General features: G+C 61.3%; 16 protein-coding genes and 2 pseudogenes. 10 read left to right on the forward strand and 8 right to left on the reverse strand.

Annotated features, from left to right (window positions below; translation table 11 throughout):
* The coding region (locus EOD15_RS13460) for a serine hydrolase domain-containing protein (protein WP_148129543.1) at positions 1–407 on the reverse strand (407 nt) is incomplete at its 3' end.
* 103 nt (positions 408–510) lie between these two features.
* Between EOD15_RS13460 and EOD15_RS13465 the strand changes: the two are divergent.
* Positions 511–819: pseudogene (locus tag EOD15_RS13465) on the forward strand (AMP-binding protein); the annotation flags it as partial.
* 15 nt (positions 820–834) lie between these two features.
* Here the strand turns inward: EOD15_RS13465 and EOD15_RS13470 are convergent.
* Positions 835–1,284 (reverse strand): hypothetical protein, encoded by a 450-nt coding sequence (locus tag EOD15_RS13470; RefSeq protein ID WP_127318027.1) that lies wholly within the window; start codon positions 1,282–1,284, stop codon positions 835–837.
* Between the two features lie 98 nt (positions 1,285–1,382).
* On the opposite strand from EOD15_RS13470, the pseudogene EOD15_RS13475 reads away from it, so the two are divergent.
* Positions 1,383–1,604: pseudogene (locus EOD15_RS13475) on the forward strand (LysR substrate-binding domain-containing protein); the annotation flags it as partial.
* 52 nt (positions 1,605–1,656) lie between these two features.
* Here the strand turns inward: EOD15_RS13475 and EOD15_RS13480 are convergent.
* Complete coding sequence (locus EOD15_RS13480; protein WP_127269408.1) at positions 1,657–1,869, reverse strand: 4-oxalocrotonate tautomerase family protein; 213 nt, start codon at positions 1,867–1,869, stop codon at positions 1,657–1,659.
* A 54-nt stretch (positions 1,870–1,923) separates the two neighbouring features.
* Positions 1,924–2,682 carry an SDR family oxidoreductase gene (locus EOD15_RS13485; protein WP_127318025.1) on the reverse strand — a complete coding sequence of 253 codons (759 nt, stop codon included), beginning with the start codon at positions 2,680–2,682 and terminating at the stop codon, positions 1,924–1,926.
* Between the two features lie 102 nt (positions 2,683–2,784).
* Between EOD15_RS13485 and EOD15_RS13490 the strand changes: the two genes are divergently transcribed.
* The 7 genes from EOD15_RS13490 to EOD15_RS13520 all read left to right on the forward strand — a co-directional run bounded on the left by EOD15_RS13490 (position 2,785) and on the right by EOD15_RS13520 (position 12,206).
* Positions 2,785–3,678 carry a LysR family transcriptional regulator gene (locus EOD15_RS13490; protein WP_127318023.1) on the forward strand — a complete coding sequence of 298 codons (894 nt, stop codon included), beginning with the start codon at positions 2,785–2,787 and terminating at the stop codon, positions 3,676–3,678.
* Positions 3,679–3,964: 286 nt separating this feature from the next.
* Positions 3,965–4,825, forward strand: a complete 861-nt coding sequence (locus tag EOD15_RS13495; protein ID WP_127318021.1) for a xanthine dehydrogenase family protein subunit M — start codon at positions 3,965–3,967, stop codon at positions 4,823–4,825.
* Positions 4,825–5,301, forward strand: coding sequence for a (2Fe-2S)-binding protein (locus EOD15_RS13500; RefSeq protein ID WP_013530647.1), 477 nt, complete (start codon positions 4,825–4,827; stop codon positions 5,299–5,301). The genes EOD15_RS13495 and EOD15_RS13500 overlap by 1 nt, the downstream gene beginning before the upstream one ends.
* Position 5,302: 1 nt before the next feature.
* On the forward strand, positions 5,303–7,573 hold the full coding sequence (locus EOD15_RS13505) for a xanthine dehydrogenase family protein molybdopterin-binding subunit (RefSeq protein WP_127318019.1): 2,271 nt from the start codon (positions 5,303–5,305) through the stop codon (positions 7,571–7,573).
* Positions 7,561–7,806: a MoaD/ThiS family protein gene (locus tag EOD15_RS13510; protein WP_127318017.1), complete on the forward strand. Its 246-nt coding sequence runs from the start codon at positions 7,561–7,563 to the stop codon at positions 7,804–7,806. Before EOD15_RS13505 ends, EOD15_RS13510 begins: the two co-directional genes overlap by 13 nt.
* Before the next feature lie 438 nt (positions 7,807–8,244).
* Complete coding sequence (locus EOD15_RS13515) at positions 8,245–9,522, forward strand: potassium channel family protein (protein ID WP_127318015.1); 1,278 nt, start codon at positions 8,245–8,247, stop codon at positions 9,520–9,522.
* Between the two features lie 101 nt (positions 9,523–9,623).
* Positions 9,624–12,206, forward strand: a complete 2,583-nt coding sequence (locus EOD15_RS13520; protein ID WP_127318013.1) for a DEAD/DEAH box helicase — start codon at positions 9,624–9,626, stop codon at positions 12,204–12,206.
* An 83-nt stretch (positions 12,207–12,289) separates the two neighbouring features.
* Here EOD15_RS13520 and EOD15_RS13525 read toward each other — a convergent pair whose 3' ends face one another.
* The 3 genes from EOD15_RS13525 to EOD15_RS13535 form a co-directional block, all read right to left on the reverse strand.
* Positions 12,290–12,511 carry a hypothetical protein gene (locus EOD15_RS13525; protein WP_348629426.1) on the reverse strand — a complete coding sequence of 74 codons (222 nt, stop codon included), beginning with the start codon at positions 12,509–12,511 and terminating at the stop codon, positions 12,290–12,292.
* 261 nt (positions 12,512–12,772) lie between these two features.
* Positions 12,773–13,066 (reverse strand): hypothetical protein, encoded by a 294-nt coding sequence (locus tag EOD15_RS13530; protein ID WP_127318011.1) that lies wholly within the window; start codon positions 13,064–13,066, stop codon positions 12,773–12,775.
* Positions 13,067–13,129: 63 nt separating this feature from the next.
* A complete protein-coding gene (locus EOD15_RS13535) occupies positions 13,130–13,486 on the reverse strand; it encodes a hypothetical protein (RefSeq protein WP_127408558.1) in 357 nt (118 codons plus the stop codon).
* A 260-nt stretch (positions 13,487–13,746) separates the two neighbouring features.
* On the opposite strand from EOD15_RS13535, the gene EOD15_RS13540 reads away from it, so the two are divergent.
* A complete protein-coding gene (locus EOD15_RS13540) occupies positions 13,747–14,187 on the forward strand; it encodes a hypothetical protein (protein WP_127317955.1) in 441 nt (146 codons plus the stop codon).
* A gap of 72 nt (positions 14,188–14,259) precedes the next feature.
* Here EOD15_RS13540 and EOD15_RS13545 read toward each other — a convergent pair.
* The coding region (locus tag EOD15_RS13545) for an ABC-F family ATP-binding cassette domain-containing protein (RefSeq protein WP_148129544.1) at positions 14,260–15,219 on the reverse strand (960 nt) is incomplete at its 5' end.

Consider the following 15,219-nt stretch of genomic DNA (forward strand, 5'->3'; position numbering starts at 1 on the left):
GCCGGATAGGGATCGGCCAACCGGAAGGCCGGATCGAGATCGGCGATCTTCGAATCCCAGGACACGATCCTGTCGCTAACCAACGCCGCCACGACGGTGGCGGAAACCGGTTTGGAAAGGGAGGCGATCTGGAACACCGTGTCGGCGTCGACGGTCTCTGGCTTGCCGGCCTCGCGATGCCCAAAACCCTTGAGGAAGATCACCTCGTCATCGCGCACGACGCCGATGGCGAGACCGGGTACGGCACCGTCCGCTACGGCGGCTTCGGCAAGCGCTTCGAGCTTCGACAGGGCAGCAGTGATGCGCTCCGGCGTGAGGGTATCGGCCGGCGCCGTGCGCGGCCAAAGCGCCATTGCGGCGATGAAGACCCAAACCCTCCACTGACAGAGATTCCGATTCAGCCGCATGCACAAGCCTCCTCCCAAGCATTCACAAGGCCATGATACAGGCCCGCACGGGTGAGGCCAGCCCTTCTCGGGCCATTCGCGCAACCGGACGGTCGATCTCCTGATCGGCCGCGCCGACGACGTCATCGCCTCTGCCGGGCTACCGCATCGACATCGAAAGCGCGCTGATCGAACATCCGGCGGTCAACGAGGCAGCCGTCGTCGGTGTGCCCGACCCGCAGCGCACCGAAATCGTCAAGGCCTTCGTCATCCTGCATGGCAGCCCGGAACTGGCGCAGCATGTCCGCAAGCGCCTCTCGGCCCACGCCTATCCGCGCGAGGTCGAGTTCGTCAGCAAGTTGCCGAAGCCACCGAGCGGAAAATCCAGCGGTTCCTGTTGAGGAAGGCGGAGGTAGAGAAGAGGAAAGCCTAAGGAAATAATTGGGTCTCAAGCTGCTGGGAATTGCTCGACCTCCCAATCGAATGGCCCCCGGCGGATGAAAACCTCCAAGGCTCTGGCCGCAGCAAGTCTCAGCCGCTCCCACGGCTCAGTTCCTATCAGCTGCTCGAGCGGGGGCAACATTTTCGGCGTGTCTGCAGATACACTGTTCAAGACAGTCCGATAATCCCGAAGTGCTCGCTGCTCGTCGATGGAGAACACCGGCTCGACATAGTGCTCAAGGACTTCGTCGGACGCATAGTCATCCCATTGATTGAAAGCTTCGTGCGGGATACGAACATTCGGAACAGCAGCTTGGTATTTTCGCTGCTCTTCATGGGACGATACCCACTCAAAATATCCGATCAAATGCTTGCGGTAACGCTGGTTCAGGAGGATGTCAGAGATCGGCCGCTCCGCGACTTTGGGCGTTTCCGCGCCGCCGGTTTTTTCGGTCATCGATACCACCTACTTTTCCGAGCAGCCGACACTATGTCACGAACCACTACAAGCACCAGCTCTTACCGGCATATGTGCTGGCGACGCTGCTGCCTAGATCGGCCGGGCAATGCGTGTTGCTGGGCCGAAGCGCGCTGGTCTCCGCCGATCTCGCCGCGGGGCGGCTGGTCCGGCCTTTCGACCTCGCGCTGAAATCCTCCTCACGCTACTACGTCGTCTACCGCGACGGCGCGCTGCGCCAGAAGAAGATCAGGGCGTTCCGCGACTGGCTGTTTGCCGGAGTGGCGGCCGACTGGGTGGGTGCGACGAAGGATGGCTGATGCGGCAAGGGTTCAATTTGTGAAAGGCGCCTCTTCGAGGTCTAGCCCGGCACTACTCCTTTGCGCGAAAAACTTCCGGCACGACGAACACTTCGTCGGCCCGGCCATAACCGCCGTCGGCGACCTCCTCCACCAGCACCATCGTGAAGGGGCGCACACCCTCGCCGAAAAAGTCGACGAACATCGCTGTCGTTCGATGGATGAGGTCTTCCTTCTGCGCCCTGGAGAGCGCCGCTTGCGGTAACTTGATGTTGGCGAATGGCATGATCTTTTCCTTTCTGTGGAATTTCAGGTTCGGCGTTGAGCGGTCGGCGACGGCTCAGACGACGCCGCCATTGGCGCGGATGATTTGTCCGTTGACCCAGAAGCTGTCCGGCCCGGCCAGGAACGAGACCAGCCCGGCAATGTCGTCGGGCTGGCCGAGCCGGCCGAGCGGGATCATCTTGCCGATGGCCTCGATCTGCGCCTCGCTCTTGCCGTCCGTGAACAGCGCGGTATCGATCGGTCCGGGCGCTACTGCGTTAACGGTGATGCGGCGCGCGCCAAGCTCCTTGGCCAGAATGTGGGTCATCGCCTCGACACCCGCCTTTGTGGCGGCGTAGACGCCGTAGCCCGGCTGGTAAAGGCCGACGACGCTGCTGGAAAAATTGACGATGCGGCCGCCGTCGCGAAGCCGGCGCGCACCTTCCCGCATGCCGCGGAACACCCCGCCGAGATTGATCGCGATCTGCGTGTCGAACGAAGCATCGTCGGTCTGCGCCATCGGCGAAATCTTCATGATGCCGGCATTGTTGACGAGGATGTCGATGCCGCCGAACGCCTTCTCGCCGGCGTCGAACAGTGCAGCGATACCGTTCGGATCGGCGATATCGGCCTGAACGGCGATCGCCTTGCCGCCGCCGGCTTCGATGCTGCGGACCAGTTCTTCGGCCTCGGCGCGGCCCCGTGCATAATTGATGACGACAGCAACGCCGTCGCGGGCGAGCCGTCGTGCGATGGCGGCGCCGATGCCTTTGGAGGCGCCCGTCACGATCGCGGTTCTGGTTTGGCCACCCGTACTTGTTTGATTAGATGTCATGGAAGTCTCTCCGTGTGTTGGCGACACGGATATAGGTCGGGCGGCTTTCCGGATAATCAGCCGCCTATTGACATCACTATTCGGAAACTGCGAACAAAAGCCATGGATCGACTGGACACGATGCGGCTCTTCGTTCGCGTTCTGGAGCGGCGCAGCTTCACCGCTGCCGCGGCCGATCTCGGCCTGCCGCGCTCAACCGCGACGGAAGCCATCCGGCGGCTGGAAGAGCATCTCGGCGCGCGGCTTCTGGAACGAACGACACGGCAGGTGAACGCCACCCAGGACGGCGAAGCCTACTATCGGCGCTGCCTGTCGATCCTGGCCGAGATCGAGGATGCCGAGGCCGCCTTCCGCAATGCCGAGCCTTTCGGCCTGTTGCGCATCGACGCCAGCACGCTGCTCACCCGCACCTTCCTCTTGCCGCGCCTGCCGGAGTTCCTCGCCCGCTATGTCAGGATCGACCTGCAGATCGGCCAGAGCGACCGGCTGGTCGATCTCGTGCGTGAAGGCGTCGACTGTGTGATCCGCGTCGGCGAGCCGCCCGACAGCGGCATGATCATGCGGCGGCTGGCTGTCATCCGCGAGATCACCTGCGCCAGCCCTGCCTATCTCGAACGCCACGGCACGCCCGTCTCCCCCGATGCGCTCGACGGTCACCAGGCGGTGGGCTTTGTTTCGTCGCGCACCGGCGAGACCCTTCCGTTCGAATTCACCGTCGCCGGCAGTATCCGTGAGGTGCGGCTGCCAGGCCGCGTCGCCGCCAACAATTCCGACACCGCCGCCGATCTGGCGCGGCTTGGCCTCGGCCTCATCCAGGCGCCGCGCTATCGCTTCGAAAAGGATCTGGCCGATGGGACGCTCGTCGAGGTGCTGGCCGATTACCCGCCCTCGCCGACGCCGCTGTCGGCGCTCTACCCGCAAAACAGACAGCTCTCGCCGCGCCTTCGCGTCTTCCTCGACTGGGCCTCGCGTATCTTCGCCGAGGCCGATCTCTAGGGCAATTCCAGGAAAAATGTGAAACGGTCTTCCGAGGAAAGCGCGTCGACGGGCTGAGCCGTTCAGGTCCAAAGGCGGATAAAAGCGAATGAGTGCACTTGATCCATAACCGAAGTTTCACGAAAATCATCCCAAAGCCGGTTGCCGCCAGTCAGTGCGCCACATTCGGTCTGTTGGACTGGATATTGCGGCGCCTGGCCCAATCGCCGCAGATGCGGAACCGGATAGCCATTGTGAGGAGACTGTTTATAACGGTCGCTGAAATCGCGATGACCAAGGGGAGACGATGCGCTACATACGTCCGCTTTCAATAGAAGATGCCGTTGGCCAGTTGGCCGGGTCGGCTGGTACGGCCGCCATCCTCGCGGGAGGCAGCGACCTCCTGGTCAGGATGAAGGGCGGCTTTGGCGAACCAGAGCTGATCGTCGACATCAAGGCGATCGATGGCTTGAGCGAGATCCGGGAAACGGCTGAAGGCTTCAGCATCGGCGCTGCGGTTCCTTGCGCCGTCCTGGGAGAGAACACCGACCTCAAGAAGGCATGGCCTGGCGTCGTCGAGGCGGCCAAGCTGATCGGCTCGAAGCAGGTGCAGGGACGCTGCACCATCGTGGGCAATCTCTGCAACGCATCACCGGCCGCCGACAGTGTGCCGGCGCTGGTTGCCGCCGGCGCCAAGGCAGTGGTCGTCGGGCCGGCGGGCCGGCGCACGATTCCCGTGCAGAGCGTGCCGACCGCGCCGGGCAAGACGTCGCTGGCCAAAGGCGAGATCATCGAGGCGATCCTGCTCGACAAGCGCGAGCCGCGCTCGGGCGATGCCTATCTGCGTTTCATTCCGCGCACCGAGATGGACATCGCGGTGGTCAGTGCCGGCGTGAACCTGACGCTCGACGAGCACGGTGTCGTCAAATCGGCCCGCGTTGCGCTGGGCGCCGTGGCGGCGACGGTGCTTCTGGTCGAAGAAGCCGCGGAGGTGCTCATCGGCTCCAGGCTGGACGAAGCGACGCTGGAGCGGCTCGCCAAGGTTTGCGCGGGGGCATGCCGTCCCATCGACGACAAGCGCGGCACCATCGAATTCAGACGAAAAGTTGCGGGTGTGCTGGCCCAGCGGGCCGCCACATCAGCCTATGCACGTGCAGGAGGCAAATGATGGCTGGTATAGCAGTTTCAACGACAATCAACGGCGACGCTGTCGAGTATCTTTGCCAGCCCGACGAGACGCTGCTGGACGTCCTGCGCGATCGGCTGGGGCTGACGGGCGCCAAGGAAGGCTGCGGCACCGGCGACTGCGGCGCCTGCTCGATCATCCTCGACGACCGGCTGGTGTGCTCGTGTCTGGTGCTCGGCGCCGAGGCTGAAGGCCGGCGCGTCGAGACCATCGAGGGCATGGCGCATGGCGATACGCTGCATCCGCTGCAGCAGAAGTTCCTCGAGCATGCGGCGCTGCAATGCGGCATCTGCACGCCGGGTTTTTTGATCGCGGCCAAAGACCTGCTGGCGAAAAACCCCGACCCGACCGAGGAGGAAATCCGCTTCGGCCTTGCCGGGAACCTCTGCCGCTGCACCGGCTATGACAAGATCGTGCGCGCCGTCCAGGACGCGGCCATCGTGATGAAGGGAGCCTGAGATGAATTTCGATCCACGTTTTTCCGGACGTAAATTCACCTCCGTCGGCACGCGTCCGATCCGTCCCGACGGCATCGACAAGGTGACGGGCCGCGCGCGCTATGGCGCCGACTTCAACATGGCCGGCCAGCTGGTCGGGCGTGTCCTCAGAAGCCCACACGCTCATGCCAGGATCGTCAAGATCGACACGTCCAAGGCGGAGAAGCTCGCCGGCGTCAAGGCGGTGATCACCGCCGCCGACCTGCCCGACCTCACCGATGGCGATGCCGCCATGTACGACGTCCTCGACAATTGCATGGCGCGCACGAAAGCGCTCTATGACGGCCACGCGGTGGCCGCGGTCGCCGCGATCGACGCCCGCACCGCCAGGCAGGCGCTGAAGCTCATCGAGATTGAATACGAGCTTTTGCCGCATGTCACCGATGTCGACGAGGCGGCGAAGCACACGGCGCCCTTGATCAATGATGCCATCTTCACCGAGGGCCTCGAGGAAAAGCCGGTAAAACCCTCCAACGTCACCAAGCGCAGCCAGTTTGGCCATGGCGATGTCCATCAGGGTTTCGGGCAGGCCGACTTCATCGTCGAGCGCTCGTTCAAGACCGAGCAGACCCACCAGGGCTATATCGAGCCGCATGCCTGCGTGGCGAATTTCAGCTCCGACGGCACCGCCGACCTCTGGGTCTGCACGCAGGGCCATTTCGTCTACCGCCAGCACTGCGCCCAGCTGCTTGGCATGGAAGCCTCGAAACTGCGCGTCACCTCCTCGGAGATCGGCGGCGGTTTTGGCGGCAAGACCCATGTCTGGGCCGAGCCGGTGGCGCTGGCGCTGTCGCGCAAGGCCGGACGGCCGGTGAAACTGGTGATGACCCGCGACGAGGTGTTCCGCGCCTCGGGCCCGACCAGCGCCACCTCGATCGACGTCAAGATCGGCGCCCGCAAGGACGGCACGATTACCGCCGCCGAAGCGACGCTGCGCTACAGCTGCGGCCCGTATGCCGGCTCCTGGGCCGAGATCGGCGCCATGACCGCGTTCGCCTGCTACAAGCTCGATAACGTCAAGACGGTCGGCTACGAAGTGCTGGTCAACCGGCCGAAGACCGCGGCCTATCGCGCGCCCTCGGCGCCGATGGCGGCGTTCGCGGTGGAAAGCGCGGTCGACGAGCTGGCCAAGAAGATCGGCATGGACCCGGTCGACTTCCGCATCAAAAACGCCGCCCAGGAAGGCACACGGTCCTCCTATGGCCCGGTCTACGGACCGATCGGAATCGGCCCGACGCTGGAGGCGGTGAAGAGCCATCCGCACATGAAGGCGCCGCTGGGCAAGAACCAGGGCCGTGGCATGGCTTGCGGCTTCTGGTTCAATTTCGGCGGCCAGACCTGCACCGACCTCAACATCGGCATGGACGGCTCGGTCTCGCTGGCCGTCGGCACGGTCGATGTCGGCGGTTCGCGCGCCTCGCTGTCGCTGGTGGCGGCGGAGGAACTCGGCATCGACTATTCCCAGGTCAAGGCGATCGTCGCCGACACGTCCAGCCTCGGCTACAACGACATGACGGACGGCAGCCGCGGCACCTTCTCGTCTTCCATGGCGACGATCTCGGCCGCCCGCAACGCGATAAAAATCCTGCGCGAGCGCGCCGCGCAGATGTGGGACATTGCCGTCGACGACGTGGTCTGGGAAAAGGGCCACGCGATCGCCAGGGGCGAGAAGCACGGCAATCTCGGCAAGCTGTCGCTGAAGGAGATCGCGGTCGAGTCGGGCAAGACCGGCGGACCGATCGCCGGCCACAGCGAGCTCGTCGCCGATGGCGCGGGCGTCTCCTTCGCCACCCATATCTGCGATATCGAGGTCGATCCCGATACCGGCGCCACCAGGGTCATCCGCTACACGGTCGTGCAGGATGCCGGCAAGGCGGTGCACCCGACCTATGTCGAGGGACAGTACCAGGGCGGTGCCGCGCAAGGCATCGGCTGGGCACTCAACGAGGAGTATATCTACGGCAAGGACGGGCGGCTGCAGAACGCCGGCTTCCTCGACTACCGCATCCCGGTCTGTTCGGACCTGCCGATGATCGACACGCAGATCTTGGAGATTCCCAACCCCAACCACCCCTACGGGGTGCGCGGTGTCGGCGAGACGTCGATCGTGCCGCCGCTGGCGGCGATCGCCAATGCGGTGTCGAACGCCGCGGGCGTGCGCATGACGCATATCCCGATGTCGCCGCCGCGCATCCTGGCGGCGATCGAGGCGGAACGGGAATGGTCGAAGTAACGCTCTGGGGCTCGCTCGCCGCGACCGCCGGAGGCAACAGCAAGGTCGAGATCGAGGCCAAGGACATAAGGGAGCTGTTCAGGAAGCTGGCTGAGCAGTATCCCGGCCTCGAGCCCTGGATCGACAAGGGCATCGCGGTGGCGATCGACGGAACGATCTATCGCGATACGTGGTCGAAGAAGCTGCCGCAGGGGGCGGAGATTTTTTTGTTGCCGCGGCTGGCGGGGGGATAGGCAACCGTATCTCTGTCATCGACGGCAGGACTTGGTCTGCCCGCGAGCCGGCCAGTAGGATGCGCCGGCACCCGACATGGGCAAGCGGGTCCGTATCGCGTGACCTCGATCGCGGTCGCCCGCGAACGAAAGGCGATGCGAACGCCGCCGGTTGAGGGGCGGAGGACTGGGGTCGGGCGCAGGCGATGTGGCAGCAAGCCGCGCGGCCTGCTCGAGGGGAAGGAGCTTCGAAGGAGAGCGACTGTGGTTGGGGTGATGAGCATGGAGCGGGCATTTAGGTGCTCTGAATTGGCTGGGCTTGGGTTGCTGCCTTGAAATATCGGCAAACTTGACGTTCTAAAATCACGACTGGCGAGATGATGCTTTTCTCGGCTAGTTAGACGAACAATAAGAAGTATAATCTCTTTGGCGCGAGACGCCAATTTATCGAGATAGAGCATGGCGAGCCGTGAATACCTAGTGGCAAAGCACTGGTTGGCCGACAGGCCTATTGAGTTGCCAAATGGCCATCGGCTAACTACGGCAGATGACTTTGCTTCGCGAGGCAATTGGTTTGGAGCGGGCGAAACCTACAGCCAACTCGAACGGGACGTTGACGGCCAAATCGATCCTGAGAACCGTGCGAAGTTGTTGGTTCGATCGGCAACATGCTTCGAAATTGCCGGCTGCTATATGCCAGCGGCTCGAGTATTCTTCGATGCGGCTAACACGCTGGCTGCGCACGATCAGCATGCACAAACAGCGGGTGAGTTTTATAACCGATCCGCGCGCTGTTACAGCTTCGCGGGTGAACATTTTTCGGCAGGCACCGCGTGGATGGACGCTGCTAGAATGTTTGAAAGGATCGGAAAGACAATTGTCTCCTCCCAAGACAATATTCCTCCGATGCCAGCATCGGCCGCAGGCCTCACGATAGCTGGGATTTTCTTCAATGCTGCCGGTCGAGCGTTTCTGAAAACATCTGGAACCGAGAAGAATTGGGCAACAACAGCTTACTGGATGGCAGGAGAAGCCTACTCGCGTTCATATCCAATTCCTAACATCCAGACCTTCTATTCTTTCAAGGCAGCACTAGAGAACGGGATTCGGCTATATGGCTCGATCCTCCCTGCCAAGACGAGAGTTTACCTCCCCATGAGTAGCCAAGATCGAGAGGCGCAGGTCGATGCACTCAAAGTCATGGAAGATGCACTTTTCAAATCACATCGATTCCATCCTCAGTTGAACAGATGCGAAAATGCTGATGAGTCGGCAAAAAATCAAACTGATGAGGATCTGGCGGCGATCTTTCAAGAGTTTGCTTTGCAACTTGCGACATTGGGCCACAATGACGAAGCCAGCCACTTCAGGCAGCAGGCAAACCGGCGAATTGAAGCTACACACTGGCGCAAACGGCGAGCAGGCAGCTGGCTATTGTATGCGTTTTGGCGGATTACTTCTAGTTACGGTGAAAGTTTGCGCCGATGGCTGTTTTGTACCATGACCACCATTCTTGTTTTTGCCGCCCTTTATGAGGTAACCCACAGTGCTCAGCCAACAATAAATTTCTGGGACAACCTATATTGCAGCGTGGTCACTTTCACCAGCTTAGGATACGGAGACATTCACCCTTCAGGGTTGTTGGGTAAATTTCTTGCGTCAATGGAAATTGGCTCCGGGTTGATTGCCTTCGGCATATTGATGTCGTTTATAAGCAAAAGATTCAGCCGATCATGAATTACATTTTGAGAGAGAAATAACATTCTGCGACTGGTTAACTTTAATAATCTGATCAAGATTTTCGACGCGATTCGAAACAGAACAGCAGGGATTAAGGAATGGCATTCAAGCTAGGCGCAACTTCCAGTATTTCGCTTGATAGCCCAGAGCGCATGTTCCTCGACTTCAGCGATCGTGCGTTCAAAGGTTTACTGACCCATCAAGGTCATGTTCTGGCGGAGTATCAGGCGAAAGCCTTATCCACGAGCAATGTCGCCATCAAACTGCCCACAGGCAGCGGGAAGACGCTCGTCGGAATTTTGATTGCCGAATGGCGGCGGCGGCAAATGCAGGAGCGTGTCGTCTATGTATGCCCAACCCGACAGCTTGTTCACCAAGTGGTCGAGGAAGCGCGCACCAAATACGGAATGCGCGATGCGGTTGCCGCGTTTGTCGGGCGCAAGGCCGACTACAATCCTGCGGACAAGGGGCGCTTCCAGTCTGGTGATGTCATCGCAGTCACGACCTATGGCGGCCTATTCAACGCCCGGACTTTCTTTGACGAGCCGCATTGTCTGATTTTCGACGATGCGCATGCCGCTGAGAACTACATGGCGCAGCACTGGACCTTGCAGATTAACCGGATCAGCCACTCGGCACTTTTCAGTGTCTTAGCCTCAATTCTAGGTTCGGTTGTTTCGCCGCTTGATGCCAAGCGCCTGCGCGACGATGCCCAATCGGCCTGGGACATTTCGTGGGTCGACATGATTCCCACCGAGCTTGTGGCCTCGATCGAGCCGCAGCTCTTGGCGGCGTTGGATGAGCATCTCGAAGACGATGACCTGCGATGGCGATGGAGAGAGATTCGCGATCATCTTGGCGCGTGCCGGCTTTATATCAGCACGGGCGAAATCATGTTTCGTCCCCTGATCCCACCAACTTTGCGTTACGCACCTTTTGCCGGTGCCAAGCAGCGTATCTTCATGTCGGCGACGCTTGGTGAAGGTGGCGACCTAGAACGGGTAACCGGTGTTCCCCGCATCCAACGGCTGAGCGTATCCGATGATTTCAATGCGCAAGGCGTCGGCAGACGGTTTTTTATCTTGCCCGGCAGGGCGCTCGCGGACGATGAGCAGCACGCGTTGCAGTGCGCTGCCATTCAGGAGGCCCAAAAGGCGGTTGTGCTAGTTCCCGACTTCAAGACGGCTAGGATTGTGGAAGAGGAGGTCGCTTCGACAATCCAATACCCCGTATACTCTGCGAGTCAGATCGAAGAATCCAAGCAGGCCTTCGTCCAAGAGCCGCAAGGTGTAGCGGTGCTCGCAAATCGCTATGACGGAATCGATTTCCCGGACGAGCAGTGTCGTTTGCTGATCATGCGTGGGCTTCCTGCGGCGGCTAATCTGCAAGAGAGGTTCTTGGTATCCCGCATGAGCGCAGGCCTCCTTCTCGCCGACCGAGTTCGCACCCGTGTTGTACAGGCCGTAGGTCGCTGCACTCGATCAGCGACGGACTATTCTGCCGTAATACTCCTTGGCGAAGATCTCCACACATACATTAGCAAGCGTGAGACGCGAAGCGCACTCCATCCAGAGCTTCAAGCTGAGCTAACCTTTGGCATAGAACAGTCCGGGACAAGCGAGGAGATGCTCGACAATCTCCGTCTTTTCTACGCTCGCGGTGAAGAATGGCGCAGTGCAGAGAATGAAATCAGGCGCCTGCGAGGCTTAGCCACGCAAACAAGCTTGCCCGCGCTCGAACAACTGCGCGAGGCAGCCGATCACGAGGTTTCCTACCAGTACGCTATGTGGGATCGTAATCCCGCTAGCGCGTTGGAACAAGCAAGGCATGTGTTGACACTTCTTCAGGATGGCGGGCTGAAAGGCTATCGCGCGCTGTGGAATTATTTGGCGGGAGATGCGGCGAGCCAGTCTACCCGAGCAGGGGCGGGCGACTTGAGTGGGGTCGCTCGAGAGTACTACACAATTGCGGCGAAGGCATCATCCGGCATAGCTTGGCTACGGCAACTCGCTGGGCTGCGAGAGGCGCAACTCGTCGAGGATTCGAAACCTGGGATCTCGGCCGCTCCTTTGATTGAGCGACTCGAGCTGCGGTTCGCTGATTTGGGAACCCGTCACGACGAAAAATTTGCGAAAGTCGAGCGCTTGATCCTTCAGGGGATTGGGCAAGATGCCTTTGCCCCATTTGAGAATGCACAGATGGAGTTCGGACTTCTGCTCGGTTTCGACGCTGGTAATGAGGAAACAGAGGGGGCGCCGGACCCGTGGTGGGTAGCAGATGAATCCTTTGCGATCGTATTCGAAGACTTCACGGAGGCGCAGCCAAATACCCTCCTTCCTGTCAACAAAGCTCGTCAGGTAGCGAGCCATCCAACATGGCTGCGACAGCGCCTTGGTCTAGGCGACCAGGCAAAGGTTGTGCCGGTGCTTGTTAGCGAAATCTTAGGAGCAGCACCCGCGGCAGCGGTTCATCTTCAAGACGTTGCCTTTTGGCGCACCTCCGAGTTCCGGGTGTGGGCCACCAACGCGCTTAGGACAATCCGTTCGCTAAGGACGACATATCCGGGACCTGGTGACATGTTCTGGCGCGAGGAAGCAATGGCCGCATATGCAGCGAACGGAATGGATCCGGCCAGCTTAAGCCAGCGGCTTCAGCCGCTCAGAGGAGCAGCGACATTCTGAACTACTATTTCTGGGCCAGCGCGGCCTACATCTTTAGCTTCGAGGGTCAAAGCAGTCGTTCGCTTTTGCGCCTGCCATCATCCCTACCGCTCCTTCACAATCCTTAAATGCGCCGCCGTCACGAACAGCACGATCAGGCCGAGCAGGATCCGCCTTGCCCTCTCCGGCATCTGCAATATCGTCAGCACGGTCAGGATCAGGGCGTCGATGATGGTGCCGGTGTAGCCGATGCGGCCGCCGAAGATCGAGGTGTCACCGGGCGCCAGCAACGACATCGAGCGGACCGCGACCCCGACACCGACCAAGCCCCGTTTGATCCCGCACGTGCGGAGCTGGCATCCGCCCTGGCCAGAATCGGATGGCGCAATGCGAGCATCATCCTGCGCGCCATCGACGATGATGTGCTTGGCGCAACGGGGCGGCCCGAGTTTCGCAATATTTGCAGGCAGACGGCCGGCACCAAGGCGATGCTGAGGTCGCTGGTCGGTTTTGATGAGGGGCGGTGCGGTGGCCGGGGGGTCGTCACGGGCGATTCCCCGCCGATCTGACGCTCGCCGCGAGGGGGCTCAGCCTGTGAACGCTTCGAATGTGTCCCTGGAGGTCAGCATCGCCTGGCCCTTGAACGAGATCGAGAAATCGCCAAGCTGGTACTGGCCCTGGTCATTCTTGACCAGAATGTCGCCATCAACCTTGTTGAAGCCACTCTCGATGCTTTTGACGATCCTGTCGACGTAGCGCAGGTTGCTCTTGACGGAGAGACTATCGTTCTTGGCCAGCTGCTGCGCGAGACGTTGGAGCTTCGGGTCGTCGCCGATGCTTTGCAGCCGCGCTTCAACGGCCTCGGGGCTGGTGCGCGCCAACGGCGGCTCTCCATCACTCGCCTCGCAGCCCCGGCGCCTTTTGCCCGGAAGGCTCCGCCAAGGCTATGGATACTTCGTCGGCGGTACGGCAGGGTTCAAATCGCCCTGCAACTCCTTCGGCAGCGGCAGGCTTGAGCATTGCAGGTGCACCTCGCGGGCGAACAGCTTTCGTTGCTTCTGCTCATTCTCCTTGATGGCTGCGACGAGCCCCATCGAGTATGGACCAAGCAAGACGCCGAAACCCCAGCCCGGATGCTCCTTCTCGCGAGCCTGGTAATCGGAAGCCGCCCTGCGTGCCTGCTGGCATGCCGGCGAAGCCCATTTCTGGTCCTGCTGCGAAAGCGACGCCTCATACTCGACCGGGGAGGTCGCGCACCCAGCCACTGCCGCGGTCAATGCGAGGCAGATTGCGATTCTCATCCGAAGCCTCTCCTAAGCTTTGTGAGGAGTCTGCATAGACCTGTTCTTCCCACAAGGCGATAGCTGCGGCCAGGCGCCTTCCCCACCCTCCGCAACCCCTCGCCCTCTCCCCGGGCCTTCCCGCAGCCGGGATTCGAACCCATGCCTGGAACCAAATCACGGGGCCTGGAACCAAATCACGGGCGAGACTGTTCAGTTGTAACTTTGATCCCACGCCGACATCCCGGCCGGCAAAGCGGCGACATTGAGGAGTTCTCACCATGAAGATTTCATCCGGATTTCGTTCCATCGCGGTTGCCGCGATTGCCGCCGCGAGCATCGGCTTTGCCAGCGCCGCGCATGCCGACAGCGGCACGATCCGCTTCGCCGTCTACAAGGCGGCGTTTTTCGTCGGCGGCTCCGGCGGCAAGGGCACCTTCACCTTCCGTGGCAAGAGCTACCCGATCTCGATCGGCGCCGTGTCCGGAGGCCTGGCTTTCGGCGTGTCCAAGACATATTTTCGCGGCACGGTTCGCCATATCCGCCGCGCCCGCGACGTGACCGGGGTCTACGGAGCAGCCGGCGGCGGCGGCACGATCGGCAAGGGAGCCCAGGTGATCATCATGACCAATGACAAGGGCGCCCAACTCGAACTCACGGGCAAGCAAGTCGGCCTGCAGGTCAACGCCGACCTCAGCGGCATGGCCATCTCGTTCGAGTAAGGCCGTCATTCCAGCCGGACCATATTCAAAGGGCGGTGCCGGCTTCGAGCCGACGCCGCCCTTATCATTTACCTAGCTCCTGAGCCCCGGCGCTTCCTGCCCCGTGCGCTCGACATATTCAGTATAGCCGCCGCCATAGGTGTGGATGCCTTCGGGCGTCAGTTCCAGCACGCGATTGGAAAGCGCCGCCAGAAAATGCCGGTCGTGCGAGACGAACAGCATGGTGCCCTCGTACTGCGACAGTGCGGTGATCAGCATCTCCTTGGTGGCGATGTCGAGATGGTTGGTCGGCTCGTCCAGCACCAGAAGGTTGGGCGGGTCGAACAGCATCAGCGCCATCACCAGCCGCGCCTTCTCGCCGCCTGACAGCACGCGGCATTTCTTCTCGATCTCGTCGCCCGAAAAACCGAAGCAGCCCGCAAGTGCCCGCAGCGGCGCCTGACCGGCCTGGGGGAACGCGTCCTCCAGTGTCTGAAACACGGTGCGCTCGCCTTCCAGCACTTCCATGGCGTGCTGAGCGAAATAACCCATTTTGACGCTTGGCCCGCGCGCGACCGTGCCGGTGTCGGGCTCGGAAGCGCCGGCGACCAGCTTCAAGAGCGTCGACTTGCCGGCGCCGTTGACGCCCATGATGCACCAGCGCTCGCGGCGGCGGACCTGGAAATCCAGCCCCTCATAAATGGAGCGGCTGCCATAGCCCTTGTGGACGTTCTTCAGCGTCACGACATCCTCGCCGCAGCGCGGCGCCGGCAGGAAATCGAACGAAACCGTCTGGCGCCGCTTCGGCGGCTCGACGCGGTCGATCTTGTCCAGCTTCTTCACCCGGCTCTGCACCTGGGCGGCATGCGAGGCGCGCGCCTTGAAGCGCTCGATGAAGGCGATCTCCTTGGCCAGCATCGCCTGCTGGCGCTCGAACTGAGCCTGCTGCTGCTTGTCGGCGATCGCCCGTTGCTGCTGGTAGAATTCGTAGTTTCCGGAATAAGCGGTCAGCGAACCGGCGTCGATCTCGACCACCTTGTTGACGATGCGGTT

It is taken from the genome of Mesorhizobium sp. M7A.T.Ca.US.000.02.2.1, from assembly GCF_003996995.1.
Classification (GTDB): Bacteria; Pseudomonadota; Alphaproteobacteria; order Rhizobiales; family Rhizobiaceae; genus Mesorhizobium.